The following is a 23,637-nucleotide window of genomic DNA, read 5'->3' as shown; positions in this document are numbered from 1 at the left end:
ATTAATTTAAAGCGCGTGAAGACACACTTGGAGCAGAACGGAATTGATCAATATAATCAAGTGATTTGCCCGTTCCGATTGCTACACTTTCCAACGGTTCATCTGTAACAAATACCGGAATTTTTGTTTCCTCACTAATTACCTTATCAAGATTTTTTAAAAGAGCGCCGCCTCCCGATAAAACAATACCCCGATCCATAATATCAGCAGATAATTCTGGCGGTGTTTTTTCTAATGTTGCTTTGACGGCATTAACAATTGCATCAATATTATCATCCAAAGCTCCGGAAATTTCTTCAGAAGTAACTGTAATCGTTTTTGGCAATCCCGTCAATAAATCACGCCCTCTTAAATCCATTTCTTCTCCAACAATGCCTTGTTTAGCTGCTGCTATATCCATTTTAATCGATTCAGCGGATCTTTCTCCAATCATTAGGCTATAATTTTTTCTTATGTAAGAGATAATCGCTTCATCCATGTCATCTCCCGCAATCCGGATAGAATTACTGGTTACGATCCCTCCTAAAGAAATAACGGCAATTTCAGTGGTTCCACCGCCAATATCAACAATCATACTGCCTGTCGGCTCCCAAACAGGCAACCCCGCTCCAATTGCTGCTGCAAAAGGCTCTGCTATCGGATAAGCTTCTTTTGCTCCTGCCTGTTTTGTTGCATCAATAACTGCTCTTTCCTCAACCATAGTGATACCAGACGGCACACAAACCATTACATTTGGTTTCCTAGCAAAGAGAGAACGCTTCTTCATTGCTTTTTTCATATAGTAACTCATCATAATGGAAGTTGTATCGTAATCTGCAATTACCCCGTCCTTCATCGGGCGGACAACAGAAATATTTCCAGGTGTACGTCCAATCATCATTCTTGCATCACTTCCGACAGCCTCAACTGCACCAGTCTCTAAATTCTTTGCCACAACTGATGGCTCGCGGACAATAACGCCCTTGCCCTTTACATAGACTAATGTATTTGCTGTTCCTAAATCAATTCCTAAATCCTGAGAAATATTAAATATCCCCATATATTTCATCCTCTCTCGTTCTTCCATCAATAATTATATTTTCAGTTTCTCGTTTTATATCAGCACGTATTATAGACTGAACCCTCTCATGAATCAAGCTTTGTTTATACAATTTTAAGAAGCGCCACTTTTACATTTTTTGAAAAATGGCGCTGAAAATTAATTCCATATACAATTATACGAAAAAAAATCTAAAATAGATAGTATTTATAAGTATCCTTTTTGTTTTAACGACACAAAGCGTTCATTCCCAATAACAAGATGATCAATAACCTCTATTCCAATTATTTTTCCTGATTCAACAAGACGCTTGGTAACAAGGATATCCTCCTGTGATGGTGTCGGGTCTCCTGAAGGATGATTATGACAAACTAAAACAGAGGCAGCAGAACGTCTGACCGCCTCGCGGAACAGTTCACGAGGATGTACTATTGAAGCATTTAAAGAGCCAATAAAAAGGGTTTGCCGATGAATGATTTGATTTTTTGTATTTAAAAAAAGAGCTACAAAATGCTCCTGTGCTAAATTACGCATCTCTTCCATAACATAATTCGCTCCATCTTCTGGAGAACGGATCATATAGGTATCTATCGACTTATAACTGCTGATTCTTTTTCCAAGCTCAATTGCAGCCAATATATTTAAACTTTTTGCAACACCTATCCCCTTAATAGCTGTTAATTCTTCTACCGTAGCATCCCTTAATAATTTAATACCTTCAAAATGCATAAGAATACGGTCTGCAAGCAGTTGAACAGGATCATTTTTAGAGCCGCTGCCAATTAATATAGATAATATTTCTTGATTGCTCAGCTTATCAGCACCATGCTTTAATAAACGTTCTCTTGGCCTGTCTTCCGTTGGTAAATCCCGAATAAAAATTGGTTTTCCCATGTTATCCCACCTTTCTTTTATCTATATCATACCGATACTAATCTTCTTCTACAAATTGGCAATTACTTATTTCTAAGCAATATCAGTAAGTTATAATTGATTTTTTCTAATAAGAAATTGGTTCTTTAAAGTCTTTTTACCAAAGCAAAAAAAGAATTTTATAAAAAAATCTTCTTTTCGTTATCTCTGAAAGCCTCTTGAACTACCCCACTTATCAACCTTATTAGTTGTTTGAAGTGGGAGATTCCTAAGAACACCAACCCATTGGTCAGTTATGGATTAGGCTATCCCCACAGTTCCTGCGGTTAATCGCAATGCTTCCTTACGAAGATTCCTGCTTGCGTTAACATCTCTTTGATGATGGCATTGACAGATGTCACATGTCCATGGACGCAAGGCGAGATTTTTAACGCTTTGGTTTTGATGTCCACAATGAGAACACAGCTGACTGGATGGATAGTTTTTAGCAACCTTAACAACCTGTTTTCCATACCAGGCCGCTTTATATGCCAGCATCGTTTGGAACGCAGACCAGGACACGTCGCTAATGGATTTCGATAGATTTCGATTTTTTAACATGGTTTTCACAGATAAATCTTCTATTCCGATGATATCGTGGTTTAGGCCAACATGATGTTGGTCATGCAAGCGTTGCCGCTAGACGCGGCGTTCTTAGCTTGCCTCCTTATCGGTGGAGATCTTATCTAACATATCTTTTCTTTTATTAGCAATTTTTTCATGAAGCCGGGCTACTTTTCGTTTTTGTTTCTGCCAATTTGCTGATCCTATTTGTCTTCTGGACAGAATTACCTGTGCTTTTGTGAGTTTCTTTTCTAATGTCCGGAAGAATCTTGTATTTCCATACACGGTGCCATCGGAAAGGGTTGCAAAATCCGTTAATCCGACATCGATGCCTACGCAGGTACCAGCCTTTTCATGAGGCTCAACTTCGGCTTCAACTAATATCAAAACAAAGTATTTACCGGCAGGGTTGCGTCGGACTGTTACATGCATCATACGGCCTTCCACTTCCAGACTTTTAGCCATACGAACAAGCCCTAGCTTGGGCAGCTTAATATGTTTATCGAACACGGCAATATTTCCATTGACATATTTCGTAGTATACGATTGAATAGGGTTCTTCTTAGATTTAAAACGAGGCGTCCTATTCTGTTTCTTGTAATAACGGGTATAGGCATCGTTCACGTTTTCCACCGCTTTTTGAAGGGCAATGCTATCGACTTCTTTGAGGAAGGGATAGTTTTTCTTCAATTCCCGAACCGCTTTAATCGACTTATTTTTATTGAAAAATTCACCCTTCCAATTATTTTGAAGGAGCTATCCGTTTTGCACCATTTCATTCACCCTATACCAGTAAATATCTTTTTGTTTTTATTTTCCTGTAAAATAGTTGTAGACAAAACGGGTACAGCCCATTGTCTTATGGATGAAAGCGATTTGGTTTTTGTTCGGATAGATACGAAAACGAAACACTTTTTTTACTTTCATGGTCCCTTCCCTCCTCCTGTCTATTATATCAGAAGAAGGACCGAAAAAGAACGCTTGTTCTGTTTATTTACGAGCAATTACTGCTCAAAAGCAATCTCTTGTCGGCAGGCGATTCACCTTCCCCTTATCGCTTCGATTAAAGCCTTCAAGCGCTTGAAGAGGGAGTCTTCTCGCCTGTTTTGATAAAAATCCCCTAAGGAAAGCTGGTGTTTGGGACCACGCTTTCCTTAGGGGATTTTATAAAACCTGCTATGCACGTTATCCGCTATAATTCATCATATACCTTCACCCAGTTTAATAATTGATAAGAAGAAGGTTTTCCCATCATTTCTGTTAAACTGGTTACTAATTCAGCTATCCTATCTGCCCCCTCAGGAGCCTTATCTACCAGTGCGGTTATCTCTTCATCTGCAATCGGCTGATTTAAATCGGCCTGCTTAAGCTGTTCATCAAAAAAAGATTGAAACTCTGTTATCCAGGCACTTTCTGCTTCTGTCATTTCTATTTCTCTCGCTTCTGTACTCCATTTCTTCACATAAAGGTCGGCTTGATTATTAGCAAGTGACGCAGCAAGAGATTTTACTGCATCTTCTGACGGACCAACTCCTGCCATCAGATAAAACTGTCCATCCTTTTCCAAAAATACAGTTGGAATATCCAAACTTGTTAAACTTTCTATTAAAGGATCGGCGTTTTCTAGTTCCGAAAAAATACCAGCCTGAATAATATATGTCTCTAGTGAATCTAGTGAACCCGTTACTATATCTGACTCTGCTTCTTCTTTTTCCGGCTGTGCAACCGGTGTAGTTCCCTGCGTCGGATTCCCAGCACTCGCAGGTGTATCAACCTGTACAAACATCCGGAAAAGAATAAAACCTATAATCGTTCCAACAAAAATAGCACTTACCCCGCTGACCAGGATAGCTTTCCATATTATATTTATTTTTCTTAGGGGCTTCCCTTTATTCATGCTGTTAACTGCTGATAGCGTTGAGAAGTCAGGTTCTTCTTGTTCATTTTCAACAGTTGCCGCAGATTCTGCGTCTACTGCATCTTCTTTGGAGGATGTTTTAACTTTATATGTCCAAGTACCTTTCGTATCATCTATCATATGTGGTTTTTGTTTTGTCATCAATCCGGCCCTCCAATGCTAGTATTGGTTTTACTCTAGCATAGCTCTTGTAAAAAGTAAGGCGAATTATGACATCAGCTTTTATAATCGTTCTACAATATTCTTTTTGTTCTTATCATTTTCTGTTATTTAATCTGATTCCTTCAAAGATTTAACAAAAGAACGGATTAAATCAATAAAATGGAATGATCCTGTTATCAGAACAGGCGCTGTAGACATTTTTATCTTATCTTCAATCCATGCCTGCCAATTTTCTACCTGCTCCCCTTTATTTTGCAGCGGATAATCTGTTAATGTAAGAGCCCTGGGATGTTCAAAAGAAGTTATATACAAATTTGGAAAAACATCTGCCAGCAATCTTTGCATTTCTGCTACATCCTTATCCTTGAAAGCGGCAAATAAAACCAGCACTTTTCTTCTTGGATAAATTGCTCTCACCGTTTTAATAAAAGCCTTTATTCCTTCTTCATTATGTGCACCGTCGACCAGAATAAATGGATTATCATGGATTTTTTCCATTCTTCCCGGTATCGTAACCTTTTGCATAGCATCAATCGATACACGCATATCCAAATGACCGAATCTATTCTTTAATACCTTTAAAGCTTGTATTGCTACGGAAGCATTGTGATGCTGATGTAAACCAATTGTCCGGAGTTTTACACGATATTTTGAAGCAAGGTTTTTCCATTCAAACTCATCAATCTGTAAATCTGTAATCGTGAAGTCCATCCCAAATCGATATAATACTGCTCTCTTTTCATTTGCTTCGTTGATAATAGGAATAAGCCCTTCCCCCTCCACCCCTGTTATAATAGGAGTAAATGGTTTAATAATCCCCGCTTTATGGGCAGCTATTTCCTCAAGTGTATTACCCAAAAATGCAGTATGATCTTTAGAAACTGTCGTAATAATTGATAAAATGGGGTTAATAACATTTGTTGTATCTTCTCTTCCTCCCATACCGGCTTCTACAATAGCTATATCTACATTCCTGGAAAAATATAAAAAAGCCAGCGCAGTGATAATTTCAAAGTGGCTCGGTGCCCTGCCATCCTTATCCATTTGCTGAATCACCGGTTTTATTTCTTGAAATAATGCAGTAAAAGCTTCCTCAGAGACTGGTTCTCCGTTATTAAGTATAAAGCCCGTAAGGCCTTGTAAACTAGGTGATGTAAAGGTACCTATACGATAACGATTTGCTCTTAATGCAGCTTGCAGAAAGGTACCTGTAGACCCTTTTCCATTTGTTCCGGCAATATGAATAGATGCAAATTTTTTCTCTGGATGATCTAAAGCTTTTAGCAAAGCCTCAATGCGATCTAAGCCCGGCTGTATACCAAGTTTCTGCCTTTCTTTAAAAAAATTAGTGATGTCTGAATGCATCTCTCTTTCCCCCTTCATCTATTTCATCGTATACTAATTATCACGGCATGAGTGTCCGTAATTCCGCCTTTTTCTTACAGTGTTATTATTTTTTAGGGTTTGGCGGAAAACGGCCTCTTCATCTCCTGATTGGTTCAGGCCAACACGATGTTGGTCACACAAGCGTTTTCGAAGGATTCGAAGACGTTAGCTTGTGTTCCTTGTTCTTATCGGGATAAACCATTCGTTAAATCAGGTTTCACTGTATCACAGAAAGGATGTTCTATTTTGAATTGTTTTGGCTGGATTATTATTAATGGAAGTATTGCAACAGACAAATTCCTGGACTATGCAGATATGATTAAAGATGCTGCTGCAAAGCAAGGAATTAATACAATCTGCTTAAAAAATGATGATTTAATAACTTTATTATGCCCGAAAAAAAGCACTGTGTCATCTATATCAAATAATGGTAAACTGCCTGACTTTGCTTTTTTTATTGACAAGGATATTTACTTAGCAAGACAGTTGGAACGGCTTGGAGTACGCGTATTTAATTCTTCAAAAGCAATTGAAATCAGTGATGATAAAATTTATACTTATCAAATGCTCGAGAAGCAGCAGCTTCCCATTCCTAACACCATCATTGCTCCTAAAAAATATCATGCAGAGAACCTTTCTTCCTGTTATATACAGAAAGTAATCGATTATCTCGGTTTTCCAATGATTGTGAAGGAAACATTTGGCTCCTTTGGAGAGCAGGTTCATTTAGTTCATAATAAAGAAAAACTAACCAGTGTTATCTCTCTGATTGGACAGCGCCCATTTTTATTTCAGACTTATATTGAGGAAAGCAGGGGGCGGGATATTCGCGTTCAAGTCATTGGCGATCAGGCAATTACAGCTGTGGAACGCCAAAACGGTCAGGATTTCCGGGCAAATGTAACGAATGGAGGAAAGATGCTCCCATTTACCATTAATGATGAAATAGAGAAGCTTGCCGTTGCAGCTGTAAAAGCAATCGGAGCGGATTTTGCAGGTGTTGATTTATTATTTGGACCAAATAACGAATGGTTGATTTGTGAAATAAATGCTAACGCACATATCCGAAATCTGTATGAATGTACAGGGATCAACGCTGCAGACCATATGATAGCATATATAAAAAAGGAGCTTTTCCAATGAATGGCTGGTTAATCTATACAGAAGCTGATTCCATACGAAATAAAAGTTATATTGACTGGTTTATTGATGAAGCCAAAAAGCAGTCAATTGAACTAACACTACTATTACGAGAAGATATTTCTATTGGTATTCGAAGAGATAAACAGATTATTAATACAAAAGGAAAAGAAGTCTATGCTGATTTTGCTGTTGTCAGGACAATGGATCCGCTTTTAAATAAGCAGCTGGAGCAGATGGGGGTTACTGTATTTAATAATGCGTTGATTTCAGAAACATTTAATCATAAGGCTCATGGATATCTAGCTATGCAGCAGCTGGGTATATCAGTACCGGAAAGCTATTTTTTTCACGGAAAACTTATTCCTTCCTCTTTGCCACTAAATTTCCCATTTGTTGCCAAAGCGGCTAAGGGCAAAGGTGGAAACCAGGTTACGATGATTGATAACCAGCAGGAATGGGAAGCATATCGAAAAAGCTGTACAGAGGATTTCTTATTACAATCTCCTAAAAATATTCAGCCCGGGAAGGATTTACGGGTATTTGTCATTAATAAAAAAATCATTGCTGCTGTTTTACGGTCTAATGCAAATGATTTTCGGGCAAATTATTCTCTCGGAGGAACAGCATCCTTGTACACTTTAAATAAAACCGAAATAAGAACCATTCAAAAGATTATAGATGCTTATGATTTTGGACTTGTCGGTATTGACTTTATGTTTACAGAGGATGGAAAACTTATATTTAATGAAATTGAAGATGCTGTCGGCTCTCGTACCTTGAGTATGCTGACTGATATCAATATTTTAGAAGCGTATATAAGTTATATAAAAGAAAAAATAGCTGTGCGATAATGTTTCCACACAGCTATTTTTTCATATTAATTTTTCAACTCTGCCAAACGGGCTTTTACTTTCGCCTGTTTATCCAGATAGTCTTTTTCTTTCTGCTTTTCTTCTTCTACTAATGCTTCTGGCGCTTTACTTATAAATCCTTGGTTAGAAAGCTTCTTTTGCACTCTTTCTACTTCTTTATTCCATTTTTTCAGCTCATTTTCCAAGCGGGCAATCTCTTTGCCAAAATCGATTAAGCCCTCTAATGGAAGGAAGATTTCTGCACCAGTCACCACAGAAGTCATTGCTTTATCCGGAACTGCGATATCCGTTGCAATTTGTAATGAGCCGGGATTACAGAAACGCTCTAAATATTCTCGGTTTTTCTCTAATTCTTGAACGAGCGCATTACTTTCCGCTGAGATAAGCATATCGATTTGTTTAGACATTGGTGTATCCACCTCTGCCCGGCTGTTACGAACGGATTTGATAATTGCAACTAAACGCTGCATTTCAGACACTGCCTCTTTATCATCATATTCCGGATTTACTTTCGGCCATTCACTGACGGTGATAGACGGTCCTTCATGAGGGAGCTGCTGCCAAATTTCCTCCGTAATAAACGGCATAAATGGATGCAGCATACGCATGGTCTGGTCTAAAACATGGGCTAAAACAGAACGAGTTGTCTTTTTCTTCGCTTCGTCTTCACCGTATAATGTCAGTTTTGCCATTTCAATATACCAATCACAGAATTCATCCCAGATAAAGTTATAGAGATGTCTCCCTGCTTCACCAAATTCATATTTATCGGCATTTCTTGTTACGTGATCGATTGTTTCATTCAAACGGGATAAGATCCATCTGTCAGCAACAGTTAAGTCTCCAGTTAAATCAATATCCTCATACGTGAATCCTTCCATATTCATAAGAGAAAAACGGGAGGCATTCCATATTTTATTGGCAAAATTCCAGGTAGACTCGATTCTTTCCCAATGGAAACGCAGATCCTGGCCAGGTGTTGATCCGGTCATTAAGAAATAACGCAGTGAATCTGCTCCATATTTATCAATAACATCCATTGGGTCTACACCGTTACCCAAGGATTTACTCATTTTTCTTCCTTCTGCATCGCGGATTAAACCATGCAGCAAGGTATCTTGAAACGGGCGTTCATTCATAAATTCTTTTGATTGGAAAATCATCCGGGATACCCAGAAGAAAATGATATCATAGCCTGTTACTAATACATTGGTTGGAAAATAACGTTTCAAATCAGCTGATTCCTCATTTGGCCAGCCCATGGTAGAAAATGGCCATAATGCAGATGAGAACCATGTATCTAATACATCTTCATCCTGTTCCCAGTTTTCGGCATCTGACGGAGCTTCTTTGCCTACATAGATTTCTCCTGTTTCTTTATGGTACCAGGCTGGAATCCGATGCCCCCACCATAATTGTCTGGAAATACACCAGTCACGGATATTGTCCATCCAGTTAAAATATGTTTTTTCAAATCGTTCTGGAACAAAATTAACTTTTTCCTCATCAGAATCCTGCATGTTTAAAGCTGCTTCTGCCAATGGCTCCATTTTTACAAACCATTGCGTTGACAAATAAGGCTCAACAACTGCACCGCTTCTCTCCGAATGCCCAACCTGATGTGGACGTTCTTCAACCTCAAATAGAACACCTGATTCCTGAAGGTCTTTGACAATTTGCTTACGACATTCAAATCTGTCTAACCCCTGATATTTCCCTGCATTCTCATTCATGGTTCCATCTTCATTCATAATAAGCACGCGCTCTAAATCATGGCGGTTACCGATTTCAAAGTCATTTGGATCATGCGCTGGTGTAATTTTAACCGCTCCAGATCCAAGCTCCATATCTACATATTCATCGGCAACAATCTGCATTTCTCTGCCTACAATCGGTAAAATAACCGTTTTGCCAATTAAATGCTGATAGCGTTCATCTTTCGGATGTACAGCTACTGCAGTATCTCCAAGCATTGTTTCCGGACGGGTTGTTGCAATTTCAATCGTTTCATCACTATCTTTAATCGGGTAGCGCATATGATAAAACTTACCCGGGATTTCTTCGTAAATAACCTCAATATCGGAGAGCGCTGTTTTTGTGGAAGGATCCCAGTTAATAATGTACTCTCCGCGGTAAATAAGTCCTTTTTCATAAAGACGGACAAACACTTCCCGAACGGCTTCAGATAAACCTTCATCCAAAGTAAAGCGTTCCCGGGAATAGTCTAATCCAAGTCCAAGCTTCTCCCACTGTGAGCGGATAAAGCTTGCATATTCTTCTTTCCATTCCCAAGATTTTTTAAGAAATTTCTCACGGCCAAGCTCGTAACGATTTGTTCCCATTTCTTTTAATTTTGCTTCTACCTTTGCCTGTGTTGCGATTCCTGCATGATCCATTCCAGGAAGCCACAGTACATCATAACCCTGCATGCGCTTCATACGTGTAATTGTATCCTGCATTGTTGTATCCCATGCATGCCCTAAATGCAAACGGCCTGTAACATTTGGCGGCGGAATAACAATAGAATAAGGCTCCTTTTCCGGGTCATCTTTTGCTTCAAAAAATTTACCATCTAACCAAAATTGATATCTTCCTTTTTCCACTTCTTGCGGATTGTATTTCGGAGGAAGCTGATTTTGTTTATCTGACATGTTAAAAACCTCCTTCATTCTTATGAAAACTAAAAAAACCCTTTCATCCTGATAAAGGACGAAAGGGTATATTTCCGTGGTACCACCTTTGTTTGCTTATAATTAAAAGCCGTTACAGCTTTTATAAAGCACACTTAAGGTCATGGATATCGGCTGACAACCGGAATCTCCTACTACATTTTCAGAGACTCTGCATCAGAGACGACTTCAAGAACAACCTTCCCAGGAAATTTTCACCGCATGATTTCCCTCTCTAAGAGCGTTTATTCTTTACTACTTCTCTTCCACGCATTCATATGTTTTCTTAGTAACATTTATTTTATCCTTTCCACCAGAGAACGTCAACTATATTTTCATATAATTACCGGTAAATAGGCATTTTCCCAGATAAAACTGTTAAGCAAACAAAAAAATTATCATAAAAAAGTGTATCTATATTATTGACACACTTTTCACAGGTTTATACATAACATATTATATCAAACTGCAGAAATCTATCCTTAATGAAATAAACTGGAGGGAAAAAATATGTCCCGTTATTATCGTTACCGTATACCGCCTTGGGCAAGAAAATGTATTTTTATTGTAGAGACCTGTATTACACCTATTTTGGTGTTTCAAATTATTAGAACGCTTTTAATACCTACAGCATTTGATATTTTAATACTGGCTGTATTAATTGGCCTTGCTCTTTCTTTTTACATGCAATGGATCTAATCTGGCTGTTCCTCCTTTGACTCATATGTTTCTTGTATAAAATCCACCCAGTTCATACCGAATTCTAAACGGCGAAATTGCTGTTGCAGCTCCTTCACCTGATTTACCATTGACTTTTTTGTGCGGCGGTTTGTATAATTTTTGAGCACACTTAAATAGGTTGATGGGTTAAGCAAATAGACAGAAATAAGATGCATTTCCTTCACAGTCAGATGATTTGTTTTTTGATAGACCGTAAATGCCTGCTGTATTGATTTCTCGGGCTGATTATAAGCACCCGTCAAGCCCCGGAAATAATGTGATAAATCACGTGCCGGATGCTCAAAACCGCCCGATTCCCAATTAATTAAATAACCGCCCTTTGAATGCGTGTCATCCACTCGCTGATGGCATAAGCTTGTGGACCATAAAATATCTGTTTCTTCCTCACCATAGATTTTTTCAAGTTTATCCTGCAGCAAACCTACAGCATGACAAACTCCTTTATAATGTGTGCAATAAAGAAGTTCAAATGGAGACATGTATTTTCTGCTTTCATAATCTGTAACACGATTATGCAGCAGATCTAAGGATGCTTTACAAAAGCTTTCAAAGCCTTGAAATGAATCTTTTAGACGATTTGATCTAATGCGGCTGGTCTGCCGTGTTTTTTTATGAATTTGCGCAAGCGTCTGTAGAGTTCTCTCTATATGATACGTAGAATCAGTTATTTCCGGAGCGTCAATCCAGGGTGATAAATAGTAATAAAAATTTTCTTCTTTATGAAAAAATGTATTATCCCTGGTCAAATACACAGGTAAGATTTCTGTTACATTTTGTTCACGAGCAATATGGTAGACATGCTGCCAATTTTCAATTGTCTGTTCAGTTAAAAAACTGCGCTTCAATGCATACTCCTGCATACCGTCAAATACCTTTACCACTCGTTCTGTCTGTTTTTCGATACTGACGGGGTAGATATGATATGCTTCCAGCACTTTCTTCCATAAATTCATCCCATGTCACCTCTTATTTAGAAGAACTTGAATTCGCTCGTGTTTTAGGCAAACCTGCTTCATTCTGTATTTGGTACAGTAACATCGTTACTGTTTTAAAAACTAAATTATGTAAAATCCCTACACAAATAAGCTTTTTTGTTATTTGTGCAGGTTTATTCATTTATTGATTTGCCGGAATATAGAGCAGCTGCCCTTCATTCACTTCATAATCTGCATCTAACTGATTATGCTTAATTAATTGCAATGGACTGATTGCAAACCGTTCAGCTATGGTATCAATTGTATCATTCTCCTGAACAATACATAGCCGCATTCTTGCATAATGATTTTCTCCTGCTTCTCTGAAAATTTCGGATAATATGGATTCACTTTCTGCTCTTTCTTCTGATTTCTCCGTTTCCTCGCTCTCTGTTATCTCTTCATCTCTCGGTGTATCTTGATAAATTGTATCCTCTATATAATCAATTATTTCCGACTCATCTGTTATATCCCAGCCTGACTCTTCTTCTATATCTTCTTTTTCATCTGTCTCTTCTATCGATATAATGTCTTCAACCATTTCTAATTGTTCATCCATCTGTTCCTCATCATCTTTTTCTTCCTCTGAAACCTTTGCCTCCGATAGAGACTGAAAATATTCAGATAGAGGCTGTGATTTTATTTTCCATCTATCCGGGTCATCCTCTGCTTGCTTTTCCACTGTTGTTTGTTCTTCCGATACTGTTTGCTCTTCTTGTGCTGTTTTTTCTTCTGAAGTAGTTTGTTCATTACGTGTTAACGTTTCTTCAGGATGCTCAATTTCAAATGAAAATGTATCCCCTACCTGCTCTTGATCCGCTTCCTCTTCCTCCAGATCGTCCTCTCGAGGACGGTAGACTTCATCCTGTAAAATGCCATGTATTTCAACTGCAGCGGATATTTTCAAGTTATCTGGTCCTAGTAAATCATAATCAAAGGTTTCAATCTGTACAGTTACATCCTCTAAATTTTTCACCCGGTGAGGCGGCACAGATATATCTACAGGGAATTTATGTGTAAATAGATATAGACCGTTAACCTCCCGGATGCTCTCTACATAACGCTTTGCCTGAATCTGGTCAAAGTCAAGCACTTCTCCCTCTTCTTCATCAACATTTACTTTTTGGTATTCCCCTTGAAGCTCAATAGCACCGCGAATAGAAATATAGTTATCTAATGACTCGATTGTTATTTCTGGTTCAATGGAAATACCCCTGATTTCCTCTACTTCCTGTCCTTTTTCAAAAAACAGTGATTCTTCCAGTTCAAAAATAAATGAATTAGAATCTACTGACAAATGTATTCCTCCTCTCGCAAACAGTCCAGATGCGGATCATTCGTTATCAATTATATGATTTGGGACAGTGGAATATGCTAAGGAGGAGAAATGACTCACAGTAAATATTAAAAACCTGTAACTCCAGATACTTTTTTATGTATAGGATTACAGGCTTTTAAATTCCCGTCTTAGATTCAGTTTGAAAACATATATGCAATATTTTATGAAGAGTGAAAAATAACAAACTGCTCTTTTCAATAAGTTTCTGGGTAATTATCTACCATACAATTCACGCTTATCCGTTTATTTTTTCTTAAGATGATAAGATGAACATAAGAATGAACAGCTCTTTTATTTAAAGTTAATTCAAATGCTTCATATCCTGTTATTTTATCTCCATCCATTTCTAAAATAATATCATTTGGCTTTATTTCAGCAGTGTCTGCCGTCGAGCTTTCTTTCACCTGCAAAACCTCTGTACCGATATTTCCTTTTGCGGAAGAATGAACAATACCAATTCATCTCTTCCAAAAAGTTTTCCGTTTATCATTACCCGCTTCATATTCGCTTTTTAAATTTCTCAAAAACTATGTAGTGTCAAATTGCATATTTTTAGGGTATGCGCTGTTCTAGTCGGCTTGCTGCACAATTAAAAAAAAAGAAATCCAAATTCGCATAGAATTTAAATTTCCCTTTTCATTAAAGTTTTATAAAATATTATTTTCTTTACTTTTCAATCTTCGCAAAAGCTGTGTCAATTGCTTCAATTGTCTTTTCAATATCCTCGTCTGAATGTGCAGTAGATAAGAATAATCCCTCAAATTGAGATGGAGGCAGGAATACACCTTCTTCAATCATCGTACGGTAATATTGTGCAAAATAATCTAAATTAGAAGACTGAGCCGTTTCAAAATCAACTACTTCCTGATCAGTAAAGAATACACCGACCATAGAACCAGCACGGTTAATATGAAGCGGGATATTATATTTATCTGCGGCCAGGCGGAAGCCTTCAGCAAGCCGGTCGACTTTCTTGTTAATTTCTTCATAAGAAGCTTCTGTTAAAGCAGCTAAAGACTCATAGCCTGCTGTCATTGCCAACGGATTACCAGATAATGTTCCAGCCTGATAAATTGGACCAGTTGGTGCAATCTGTTCAACAATTTCACGCTTCCCTCCGTAAGCACCTACAGGAAGGCCGCCGCCAATTACTTTACCTAGACAAGTTAAATCCGGTGTTACATCAAAATGTCCTTGTGCACTGTAGTAGCCGACACGAAACCCTGTCATCACCTCATCAAAGATAAGTAGAGAGCCGTTTTCTTTCGTAATTTCGCGTACTTCTTTTAAGAAACCTTCTTTTGGAGGCACAACGCCCATATTTCCACACACAGGCTCCATAATGACTGCTGCAATTTTATCGCCATAATGCTCAAAAGCCAATTTTAAGCTGTCCATATCATTATAAGGAACTGTAATGGTGCTTTTTGCGATATTCGCAGGAACCCCAGGGCTGTCCGGAAGACCAAGAGTTGCGACGCCGGAACCAGCTTTAATCAGTAAGGAATCACCATGACCATGATAGCTTCCTTCAAATTTAATAATCAAGTCTCTGTCAGTATAACCGCGTGCCAGACGAATCGCACTCATCGTTGCCTCTGTTCCTGAGTTCACCATCCGCACCATCTCAATGGAAGGGACACGATCAATCACAAGCTTTGCCAGTTTATTTTCCAATAATGAAGGAGCTCCAAAGCTTGTCCCTTTCTCAACAACTTCTTTTAAGCTACCTGTAACACGTTCATCCGCATGACCTAAAATTAACGGCCCCCAGCTTAATACATAATCAATATACGTATTACCATCAATATCCGTAATTTTAGAACCTTTTCCTTTTTCCATAAAGATTGGGTCTAATCCGACAGATTTAAATGCGCGGACTGGAGAATTCACTCCACCAGGCATTAAATCAACGGCTTCTTTATAGGCATCTACTGATCTTGTATTTTCCATGCTCTTCCTCCTTTATTTCTCTTCCTGCAACCATTTTGCCACATCTTTTGCAAAATAGGTAATAATTAAATCCGCACCTGCACGTTTCATAGACAGCAGTGTTTCTGTAACCAGTTTTTTCTCATCAATCCAGCCATTTAAAGCAGCTGCTTTAATCATGGCATACTCTCCACTCACATTATATGCAACGACAGGAACATCAAAATTATCTCTTACCTCACGCATAATGTCCATATAAGACAGACTAGGCTTTACAATTAAGAAATCTGCGCCTTCTTTGATATCAGATTTTGCTTCACGGATTGCCTCCAAACGGTTAGCCGGGTTCATCTGGTATGTCTTCCGGTCACCAAACTGCGGCGTGCTGTCTGCAGCGTCACGGAATGGACCATAATAAGCAGATGCATATTTTACTGCATAGGACATAATTGGAATGTGATGAAAGCCTGCTTCATCTAAAGCATGGCGGATTACTGTCACAAAACCATCCATCATGTTGGAAGGTGCAATAATATCAGCTCCTGCTTTCGCTTGAGAAACAGCTGTTTTAGCTAACAATTTCAGAGAAGCATCATTTGACACATCTCCATTTTCAATCACACCGCAATGTCCATGCGACGTATATTCACATAGGCAGGTATCCGCAACAACAAGCATTTCCGGATAGGCTTGTTTCACTATTCTTGTTGCTTCCTGAATAATTCCATGATCATGAAAAGCCTCTGATCCAATTTCATCCTTTTCTTCTACTACGCCAAACAAAATCAATGAACGAATCCCTAATTGATAAGCTTCCTCTACTTCTTCCAATAAATGATCAAAAGAAAGCTGGTAAACGCCAGGCATAGAAGGGACCTCATTCCGGATGTCCTCCCCTTCAATCACAAAAATTGGATAAATAAAATCTGTTGCTCTTAAATGTGTTTCTTGAACGAGCGCACGCATCGAAACGGATGAACGCAATCGTCTATGTCTGTCAAATGTGAATTCACTCATGATTTATCTTCCTTTCATTTACTATCTTTGCAATTAAGTCTAACATAGCATCTGTTGTATACGGAGTTGAAGTATACACATCAGGAATCCCTAATTGTTTTGCCTTTTCCTCCGTTGTTTTACCAATGCAAATATACGTTGCCGTATTTGGAATATACTCTGCTAATTGAACAAACGCTTCTACTGTTGATGGGCTTGTAAATGTTATATAGCTGACTGTTGGAAGCTCCTGATTCAGCTTCCGTTTCGATTCTATACAGTATGTTGTCTCATATACTTCCAGAACTTCATAAGTAATCTGTTCTTCTTCCAGTTTTTCCGGAAGCGTAGGCCGGGATAAATTACCTCGAATCAACAGCACCGGTTTATCTGATGTGTAGAACGCAAGAAACTCCTCTGCCATCGCCAGCGCATCATAAGTTGCCGGAATAAAAGAAGCTTCATAGCCATACGTATGCAATGCCTCTTCTGTTTTCTTTCCGACAATCCCTATCTTCACTTCTTCCGGAAGTTTTATATTTTGTTTACGGAGCAATTGAAAAAAACCGTCCACACCGTTTGCGCTTGTTATAAATACCCAGCTAAAGCTGGAAAGCCGCTTCATTATAGAAATATCCCCAAGGTTCTTCAAAAACTTTATTTCAATCATTGGAGTGATAACAGGACTTCCGCCTAACTTTATGACTTTTTTTGCCATTTCAGCAGCTTTTGTCTCTTCTCTCGTAATTAATATGCGCTCCCCATGAAGCGGCTTCTCCATGATTATTCCATCTCCTCTTTGACCCGCTCCACAATATCTTTGGCTCCCTGTTCAATTAATAACTCTGCTGCCTGCTTACCAACCTGGACAGAGTCATTTCCGCGGACAACCTCTTTCAGGACTGTTTTTCCATCTGGTGTCCCCACTAAAGCAGTTAATACAATTTCTTCACCATCTAAATAAGCATACCCGCCGATAGGTACTTGACAGCCGCCTTCTAATAAATGTAAGAAAGTACGTTCAGCTAATACTGTCTTTGCTGTATATTCATCATGAATTTTTAGGACAATTTCTTGTAATTCCAAGTCATCTGCGCGGCTTTCAATAGCCAGTGCTCCCTGCCCTACAGCAGGTACACATATTTCTGGATCTAGGTATTCTGTAATCAGACTCTCACTTAAACCAACACGCTTCAAACCGGATACAGCCAAAATAATAGCGTCATAGTCCTCTTCATTTAATTTACGAATACGCGTTTCCACATTTCCTCGGATCCACTTGATTTCTAAATCAGGTCTGGCCGCAAGAATTTGTGCACCTCTGCGTAAACTGCTTGTCCCGACGATAGAGCCTTTTTTTAGGTCTGCTAATTTCACATTATCTTTTGCGATATAAGCATCACGATGATCTTCTCTGATGGGAATAGAGGAAATTTCTAAACCTTCCGGGAGAGCAGAAGGCATATCCTTCATACTATGGACCGCAAAATCTATCTCTTTGTCAAACATTGCTTTTTCAATTTCTTTCACGAAAAGTCCTTTTCCGCCAACCTTTGATAATGTAACATCAAGGATTTGATCTCCCTTTGTAACAATTTTTTTAATCTCGAATTCATTTTCCACACCAGCTTTTTTCAGCTGATCAATAACCCACTTTGTTTGTGTAATTGCTAAATTACTTTTTCTGGAACCAACAATTATTTTTCGCACGATGTATCCTCCTCGATTCTTTGCAGTTTGGCAATTCTTCTACAATAAAAAGCAACCAGAAAGTGATTAAATTACCTTCTGGTTGGATGTGAATGATGTAAAATGGCAGAGTTCCGTCCAATTAAGCAGTAGGTACCCGTTCAACTACTGGAAAAGAGGCAATGTCCTCTTGAGTAAATTTGTTTAATGTATCATTTTTCTTTATTTGTTTCTCAAGTTCCTCTTTTACTTCATTCTCTATTCCAAAAATATCAACAAACAACTGTAAAGCCTCGTTTGCCTGTTCTGTACCGGCCAGCTCTTTTGCTTGCGTAATTGGCTCTTTCAGCAGCTGATTAATAATACTTTTCGTGTGCTTATTAAGTACTTTTTTCTCACGCTCAGTTAAGCTTGGAATTTTCCGCTCTATACTTTTCATTGTTTCAGATTGAATAGATAATGCTTTTTGTCTGAGTGCTGATATAACTGGTATAACACCCAGTGTTTTCATCCATTCTTTAAATTGAACAATTTCTTCTTCAAGGGATAATTCGATTTGCACTGCTGCTGCTTTTCTGGATTCCAAGTGATCATCTACTATATGCTGCAGGTGATCAATATCATATAAAGCAACATCAGCCATCTCGGCAACCTCCGGATCAATATCCCTTGGAACAGCAATATCAACTAAGAATAATGGATTTTCCTGGCGTTTCTTTTGTGCTTTTTCAATATCTTCTTTTGATAAAACGACAGACTCTGAGCCGGTAGAACTGATTAATATATCAGCAGCTTCTAAAACAGAGGGCAGTTCATTCATTTCTGCTGCATTACCCTGAAATTTTTCAGCCATTAACGCTGCTTTTTCCTTTGTCCGATTAATAACAGTGATTTCTTTTACACCGGCACTTTGAATGTTTTTTGCCGCCAGTTCGCCCATTTTCCCTGCTCCTAAAATAGCAACATGCTTATCACTCAAGTCTCCGAATTTTTCTTTTGCTAATTCAACTGCAGCATAACTGATTGATACAGCGTGTTCGCCAATACCGGTCTCTTTATGCATTCGTTTACCGAATGTAATGGCTTGTTTGAACAACTCATTAAAAATAGTACCTGTTGTATTTGCCAGCTGTCCTTTTGAAAAGGCCTGTTTCAACTGACCAAGAATCTGTGTTTCTCCAAGCACCATGGAATCAAGTCCGGTTGTCACCCGGAATAAATGCTCAATTGCACCGTCATCCTCTGTAATTTGCAGATAAGTTGAAAATGTTTCTTTTTCCTCCTTAAACCAATCTGCTAAAAATTGCTTAATATAATATCTTCCGGTATGAAGCTGGTCGACAACTGCATACACTTCTGTCCGATTGCATGTTGAAACAATTACATCTTCAAGAATACTTTTCTGATCCTTTAATGCAATCATTGCTTCTGCTAATTTTTCTTCATTAAATGTGAACTTTTCCCTAATTTCTACAGGGGTTGTTTTGTAATTAAAACCAACCTTTAAAATATGCACAGTACTACCCCCACTATGATAAAATGATTCATACTTTTTACTATTATTATCTAATAATCATTATAACATGTAATGAAATGCTTTTCGTGCTAAAATGTGAACAGAATCTGAAACAATTTCTATGTATGTAAGTTAATGATATGTAGGATAACACGATTCAGTCCAAGTAAAAAACGTCCGTTACAACAACTCATTCCGACTGTAATGTAACATAACTGGCTTTTTATAGCAAGGGACACGCTTTATTTACATGCTGGTTAATTAGAATTTTTATAGAGTACAGCAAGACAAGAAACAAGGGGGAACTTCTTAATGAAAAGAAAGCATTCATTGCTTGCTTATTTATGTATTGGAGTGGGTATTTTTCTTCTGCTCCGGGAACTTCGGATTCCATTTTTTGTTGACTTTTATTCATGGCAATCTTTATTAATCGTAATTGGCCTTGGTGTTATTATTCACAGCTATACAACCAGAACATATCAGAATTTATTTATAGGTACATTATTATTCGGGGTTGGAATTCATCTGCACGGGATAAAGCATTATTCTTTTTGGGTAGACGATTGGTCTGTTTATTTAATTATTATCGGACTCGCCTTTATCATTCGTTATACTAAAACGAAAAAAGGCTTTTTCTCAGGTGTTTTCTTTATCCTGACAGGTTTGCTGTTTCTTTTTGCTGAACAGCTTTCTATTTATACAAGCTGGCTAGAGCCCATCATTTTATTATTAGAACGCTTTTGGCCAGTTCTGCTTATTCTATTAGGTATTATTATGCTGAAACGTAAATAAAGGATACGGCCAGAAGCTTTTGCTTCTGATAACCGTATCCTTTATTTTTATCCATTATCCATTTACATAAAAGATCTGATAGCGCTCCAAACGTCATCTTTGCCTTCTGATGTTTCTGCTGAAAACGGAATAAAAATATCCTCTGGATCCATCTCAAGAACTTTTTTGGAACGTTTAATATGTTTATACCGTCTTGTCTTTGGAATTTTATCCAGCTTTGTTCCAATTACGATAACAGGGAGCCCAAAATATTTCAGATAATCATACATCTGAATATCATCCTCTGTCGGCTCATGGCGCAAATCTGTAATCAGAATAACCGCCCGGAGCGTTTCTCTGTTTTTAAAATATTCTTCCATCATGCCGCCCCATTTTGCACGTTCCTTCTTGGACACCTGTGCGTAACCATAGCCTGGAACATCTACAAAATAAATGGACTCATTAATCAGATAGAAATTTAATGTTTGTGTTTTGCCGGGTTTGGAAGAAGTTCTTGCTAAATTTTTTCGGTTAATTAGCCGGTTAATTAAGGAAGACTTCCCAACATTGGATCGCCCTGCAAGTGCAAATTCTGGATACTGCTCCTGTGGATATTGTTTCTCACTGACTGCACTGATAACGATCTCTGCTTGATTAACCTTCATATTACTCTTCCTCCTTTACCAATGCAATTTCTAATACTTCATCTAAGTGTTTCACTGGTATAAATTCCAGCCCTTCGCGAACACTTTCCGGAATATTTTCTATATCCTTTTCATTATCCTCAGGTAAAATAATCGTTCTCAGCCCCGCCCTGTGCGCACTTAATGCTTTTTCTTTTAGTCCGCCAATAGGCAAAACGCGCCCCCGAAGTGTGATTTCACCAGTCATTCCTACCTCTCTCCGGATAGCACGTCCTGTCAGCGAGGATACAAGTGCTGTTGCAATGGTGATTCCCGCTGAAGGACCATCTTTCGGTGTCGCTCCGGCAGGAACATGGATATGAATATCATATTTTTCATAGAAGTCGGAATCAATATTCAACTGTTCTGCACGAGACCTTACATAACTGAAAGCAGCCTGAGCAGATTCCTGCATAACGCCTCCAAGTTTACCCGTAAGCTTTAAATTACCTTTCCCTGGATAGTGTGTCACTTCAATCGATAAAATATCTCCACCGGCTGTTGTATATGCAAGCCCCGTTGCAGCACCAATTTGGTTTTCTTCTTCAATCAATCCATATCGATATACTGGCTTGCCTAAATATTCTTCAACAATACGTTCGGTTACAATAATCCGATCCTTACTTTCATCTGAGACGAGTTCTTTTGCTGCTTTACGGCATAACGTCGCAAGCTGTCTTTCCAGACCGCGGACACCGGCTTCCCTGGTATATCTACGGATTAATTTCATGATAGCAGACTCACGAATTTGAATTTTACTCTTTGTCAGTCCGTTTTCTTTAATTTGTTTCGGCAGGAGATGGCGTTTTGCGATATGCAGCTTTTCAACCTCTGTATAGCCCGGGATAGATATTAATTCCATCCGGTCAAGCAACGGTTCTGGAATACTGTTTATATTATTTGCTGTAGCAATAAACAATACATTGGATAAATCATAGGTTTCTTCAATATAGTGATCACTGAAGTTATGATTTTGCTCCGGATCCAGAACCTCCAGCATTGCCGAAGATGGGTCACCACGAAAATCATTTGACATTTTCTCAATTTCATCTAATAAAAATACTGGATTGACCGTTGCAGCCCGCCTCATTCCTTGCATAATTCTTCCCGGCATTGCTCCAATATAGGTGCGGCGATGGCCGCGTATTTCTGCTTCATCCCGAACTCCGCCTAAAGAAATGCGAACAAAATTCCGGTCAATGGCATTAGCGATTGATTTTGCTAAAGAGGTCTTCCCGACTCCTGGAGGACCAACTAAACAAAGAATAGGTCCTTTTATTGTGTTGGTAAGCTTTTGAACCGCCAAATATTCTAAAATTCGTTCCTTCACTTTTTCTAAACCATAGTGGTCAGCATTTAATACCTTTTCAGCCTTTTTCATTTGAATATTATCTTTTGTTTTAGTTTGCCACGGGAGAGCAACAAGCCATTCAATATAGTTTCGGATCACAGAGCTTTCTGCGGATGATTGCGGTACTCTTTCATACCGGCCGAGCTCTTTCATCGCAACACTGGTAATGTTTTCAGGCATATCGGATTGTTCAATTTTTGTCCGAAGCTGCTCTAAATCACCAGATTTGCCGTCACGGTCTCCCAGTTCTTTCTGGATAACTTTTAATTGCTCCCTTAAGTAATATTCTTTTTGGGTCTTTTCCATCGATGTTTTAATCTTTTGTCCGATTCTCTTCTCAATGGATAAAATTTTTCGCTCATCAGCAATAATATCTAAGAGTTTATGTATTCTCTCCATCACATCAAAAGCTTCTAGTATCTCCTGCTTATCATTTAGCTTCAAAGAAAGATGTGAAGTAATCATATCTGCTAAACGGCCGGGATTATCAATATCGCCGACTGTTTCAAATGTCTCTTCTGTTAATTTACGGGAAACTTTTATGTATTGCTGGAATTGCTCAAGTAATGTACGCATTAAAGCTTCTGTTTCAAATGCATTTCCTACAATATCTTCCTTTTCCTCTACCTCTACGATAAAGTTTTCTTCTTCCTCCAGGTAACGGACAATTCCAGCCCGGTAAAACCCTTCAACGAGTACTCTCTGTGTCCCATTTGGAAGCTTGGTAATCTGTTTAATCTTTGCCACTGTCCCAACATTGTATATATCTGCAGGATTAGGATCATCTGAATTCATTTTCTTTTGTGAAGCTAAAAATATGTACTGATCAGCCAACATAGCCTGTTCTAAAGAAGCAATAGACTTATCTCTGCCAACATCAAGGTGCAACACCATCGACGGAAATACGATTAATCCCCGTAAAGGCAACAGCGGCATCTTCAAATAGTTTGCTGTCATACATTCACCCCCTATGTTCTTTT

At 38.4% G+C, this 23,637-nt stretch carries 20 protein-coding genes, 1 pseudogene and 1 other annotated feature; of the genes and pseudogenes, 4 read left to right on the top strand and 17 right to left on the bottom strand.

Features of this window, described 5'->3' with window-relative positions; all coding sequences use genetic code 11:
* Position 1: 1 nt before the first annotated feature.
* From MKY30_RS17545 to MKY30_RS17525, 6 genes and pseudogenes are all read right to left on the bottom strand, one after another.
* Complete coding sequence (locus tag MKY30_RS17545; protein ID WP_147207912.1) at positions 2-1,039, bottom strand: rod shape-determining protein; 1,038 nt, start codon at positions 1,037-1,039, stop codon at positions 2-4.
* A gap of 207 nt (positions 1,040-1,246) precedes the next feature.
* A complete protein-coding gene (gene radC, locus MKY30_RS17540; protein WP_147207913.1) occupies positions 1,247-1,933 on the bottom strand; it encodes a RadC family protein in 687 nt (228 codons plus the stop codon).
* 279 nt (positions 1,934-2,212) lie between these two features.
* Positions 2,213-3,205 (bottom strand): annotated as a pseudogene (gene tnpB / locus MKY30_RS17535) (IS200/IS605 family element RNA-guided endonuclease TnpB).
* Positions 3,206-3,325: 120 nt separating this feature from the next.
* Positions 3,326-3,442 carry a helix-turn-helix domain-containing protein gene (locus MKY30_RS24195; RefSeq protein WP_445667723.1) on the bottom strand — a complete coding sequence of 39 codons (117 nt, stop codon included), beginning with the start codon at positions 3,440-3,442 and terminating at the stop codon, positions 3,326-3,328.
* A 265-nt stretch (positions 3,443-3,707) separates the two neighbouring features.
* Positions 3,708-4,574, bottom strand: coding sequence for an SPOR domain-containing protein (locus tag MKY30_RS17530; protein ID WP_341084945.1), 867 nt, complete (start codon positions 4,572-4,574; stop codon positions 3,708-3,710).
* A 129-nt stretch (positions 4,575-4,703) separates the two neighbouring features.
* Positions 4,704-5,960 carry a glutamate ligase domain-containing protein gene (locus MKY30_RS17525; protein WP_198048572.1) on the bottom strand — a complete coding sequence of 419 codons (1,257 nt, stop codon included), beginning with the start codon at positions 5,958-5,960 and terminating at the stop codon, positions 4,704-4,706.
* Between the two features lie 267 nt (positions 5,961-6,227).
* Between MKY30_RS17525 and MKY30_RS17520 the strand changes: the two genes are divergently transcribed.
* Both MKY30_RS17520 and MKY30_RS17515 read left to right on the top strand, forming a co-directional pair.
* A complete protein-coding gene (locus MKY30_RS17520) occupies positions 6,228-7,124 on the top strand; it encodes a RimK family alpha-L-glutamate ligase (protein ID WP_156985399.1) in 897 nt (298 codons plus the stop codon).
* Positions 7,121-7,975: an ATP-grasp domain-containing protein gene (locus tag MKY30_RS17515; protein WP_341084944.1), complete on the top strand. Its 855-nt coding sequence runs from the start codon at positions 7,121-7,123 to the stop codon at positions 7,973-7,975. The genes MKY30_RS17520 and MKY30_RS17515 overlap by 4 nt, the downstream gene beginning before the upstream one ends.
* A 26-nt stretch (positions 7,976-8,001) precedes the next feature.
* Here MKY30_RS17515 and MKY30_RS17510 read toward each other — a convergent pair whose 3' ends face one another.
* Positions 8,002-10,647 (bottom strand): valine--tRNA ligase, encoded by a 2,646-nt coding sequence (locus MKY30_RS17510; RefSeq protein WP_341084942.1) that lies wholly within the window; start codon positions 10,645-10,647, stop codon positions 8,002-8,004.
* Positions 10,648-10,698: 51 nt separating this feature from the next.
* Positions 10,699-10,943: a binding site (T-box leader), on the bottom strand.
* 232 nt (positions 10,944-11,175) lie between these two features.
* On the opposite strand from MKY30_RS17510, the gene MKY30_RS17505 reads away from it, so the two are divergent.
* Complete coding sequence (locus MKY30_RS17505; protein WP_147207919.1) at positions 11,176-11,364, top strand: hypothetical protein; 189 nt, start codon at positions 11,176-11,178, stop codon at positions 11,362-11,364.
* On the opposite strand, the gene ysxE is transcribed toward MKY30_RS17505, so the two are convergent.
* The 8 genes from ysxE to hemA form a co-directional block, all read right to left on the bottom strand.
* On the bottom strand, positions 11,361-12,359 hold the full coding sequence (gene ysxE / locus MKY30_RS17500; protein WP_147207920.1) for a spore coat protein YsxE: 999 nt from the start codon (positions 12,357-12,359) through the stop codon (positions 11,361-11,363). The two genes, MKY30_RS17505 and ysxE, sit on opposite strands and share 4 nt — an antisense overlap.
* 163 nt (positions 12,360-12,522) lie before the next feature.
* Complete coding sequence (spoVID, locus tag MKY30_RS17495) at positions 12,523-13,677, bottom strand: stage VI sporulation protein D (protein ID WP_147207921.1); 1,155 nt, start codon at positions 13,675-13,677, stop codon at positions 12,523-12,525.
* A gap of 236 nt (positions 13,678-13,913) precedes the next feature.
* Entirely contained in the window at positions 13,914-14,171 is a 258-nt protein-coding gene (locus MKY30_RS17490; protein WP_281289809.1) for a PDZ domain-containing protein, read from the bottom strand.
* A 214-nt stretch (positions 14,172-14,385) separates the two neighbouring features.
* Positions 14,386-15,672 carry a glutamate-1-semialdehyde 2,1-aminomutase gene (gene hemL, locus MKY30_RS17485; RefSeq protein ID WP_339286085.1) on the bottom strand — a complete coding sequence of 429 codons (1,287 nt, stop codon included), beginning with the start codon at positions 15,670-15,672 and terminating at the stop codon, positions 14,386-14,388.
* 12 nt (positions 15,673-15,684) lie between these two features.
* Entirely contained in the window at positions 15,685-16,668 is a 984-nt protein-coding gene (gene hemB, locus MKY30_RS17480) for a porphobilinogen synthase (RefSeq protein WP_339286083.1), read from the bottom strand.
* Positions 16,661-17,428, bottom strand: coding sequence for a uroporphyrinogen-III synthase (locus MKY30_RS17475; protein ID WP_339286081.1), 768 nt, complete (start codon positions 17,426-17,428; stop codon positions 16,661-16,663). The genes hemB and MKY30_RS17475 overlap by 8 nt, the downstream gene beginning before the upstream one ends.
* A gap of 2 nt (positions 17,429-17,430) precedes the next feature.
* Positions 17,431-18,357: a hydroxymethylbilane synthase gene (hemC, locus tag MKY30_RS17470; protein WP_147207926.1), complete on the bottom strand. Its 927-nt coding sequence runs from the start codon at positions 18,355-18,357 to the stop codon at positions 17,431-17,433.
* A 121-nt stretch (positions 18,358-18,478) separates the two neighbouring features.
* On the bottom strand, positions 18,479-19,852 hold the full coding sequence (hemA, locus tag MKY30_RS17465) for a glutamyl-tRNA reductase (RefSeq protein ID WP_339286079.1): 1,374 nt from the start codon (positions 19,850-19,852) through the stop codon (positions 18,479-18,481).
* A gap of 312 nt (positions 19,853-20,164) precedes the next feature.
* Here hemA and MKY30_RS17460 point away from each other — a divergent pair, with 312 nt between their 5' ends.
* Positions 20,165-20,644, top strand: a complete 480-nt coding sequence (locus tag MKY30_RS17460) for a LiaI-LiaF-like domain-containing protein (protein ID WP_147207928.1) — start codon at positions 20,165-20,167, stop codon at positions 20,642-20,644.
* Between the two features lie 62 nt (positions 20,645-20,706).
* Here the strand turns inward: MKY30_RS17460 and yihA are convergent, their stop codons facing one another.
* Positions 20,707-21,288, bottom strand: coding sequence for a ribosome biogenesis GTP-binding protein YihA/YsxC (gene yihA / locus MKY30_RS17455; RefSeq protein WP_156985405.1), 582 nt, complete (start codon positions 21,286-21,288; stop codon positions 20,707-20,709).
* Position 21,289: 1 nt separating this feature from the next.
* Entirely contained in the window at positions 21,290-23,614 is a 2,325-nt protein-coding gene (lon, locus tag MKY30_RS17450; RefSeq protein WP_339286077.1) for an endopeptidase La, read from the bottom strand.
* Positions 23,615-23,637 lie beyond the last annotated feature (23 nt).

This window comes from Oceanobacillus sp. FSL W8-0428, from assembly GCF_038004405.1.
GTDB lineage: Bacteria > Bacillota > Bacilli > Bacillales > Amphibacillaceae > Oceanobacillus > Oceanobacillus sojae.
This window is presented reverse-complemented; position numbering and strand designations above follow the sequence as displayed.

Bases quoted from the DNA above. Each gene is read 5' to 3' on its own strand.
- MKY30_RS17545 (WP_147207912.1), bottom strand. From the start codon at position 1,039: ATGGGGATATTTAATATTTCTCAGGATTTAGGAATTGATTTAGGAACA.
- MKY30_RS17510 (WP_341084942.1), bottom strand. From the start codon at position 10,647: ATGTCAGATAAACAAAATCAGCTTCCTCCGAAATACAATCCGCAAGAA.
- MKY30_RS17475 (WP_339286081.1), bottom strand. From the start codon at position 17,428: ATGGAGAAGCCGCTTCATGGGGAGCGCATATTAATTACGAGAGAAGAG.
- MKY30_RS17525 (WP_198048572.1), bottom strand. From the start codon at position 5,960: ATGCATTCAGACATCACTAATTTTTTTAAAGAAAGGCAGAAACTTGGT.
- MKY30_RS17460 (WP_147207928.1), top strand. From the start codon at position 20,165: ATGAAAAGAAAGCATTCATTGCTTGCTTATTTATGTATTGGAGTGGGT.
- MKY30_RS17530 (WP_341084945.1), bottom strand. From the start codon at position 4,574: ATGACAAAACAAAAACCACATATGATAGATGATACGAAAGGTACTTGG.
- ysxE (WP_147207920.1), bottom strand. From the start codon at position 12,359: ATGAATTTATGGAAGAAAGTGCTGGAAGCATATCATATCTACCCCGTC.
- MKY30_RS24195 (WP_445667723.1), bottom strand. From the start codon at position 3,442: ATGAAAGTAAAAAAAGTGTTTCGTTTTCGTATCTATCCGAACAAAAAC.
- radC (WP_147207913.1), bottom strand. From the start codon at position 1,933: ATGGGAAAACCAATTTTTATTCGGGATTTACCAACGGAAGACAGGCCA.
- hemL (WP_339286085.1), bottom strand. From the start codon at position 15,672: ATGGAAAATACAAGATCAGTAGATGCCTATAAAGAAGCCGTTGATTTA.
- MKY30_RS17505 (WP_147207919.1), top strand. From the start codon at position 11,176: ATGTCCCGTTATTATCGTTACCGTATACCGCCTTGGGCAAGAAAATGT.
- lon (WP_339286077.1), bottom strand. From the start codon at position 23,614: ATGACAGCAAACTATTTGAAGATGCCGCTGTTGCCTTTACGGGGATTA.
- yihA (WP_156985405.1), bottom strand. From the start codon at position 21,288: ATGAAGGTTAATCAAGCAGAGATCGTTATCAGTGCAGTCAGTGAGAAA.
- hemB (WP_339286083.1), bottom strand. From the start codon at position 16,668: ATGAGTGAATTCACATTTGACAGACATAGACGATTGCGTTCATCCGTT.
- MKY30_RS17515 (WP_341084944.1), top strand. From the start codon at position 7,121: ATGAATGGCTGGTTAATCTATACAGAAGCTGATTCCATACGAAATAAA.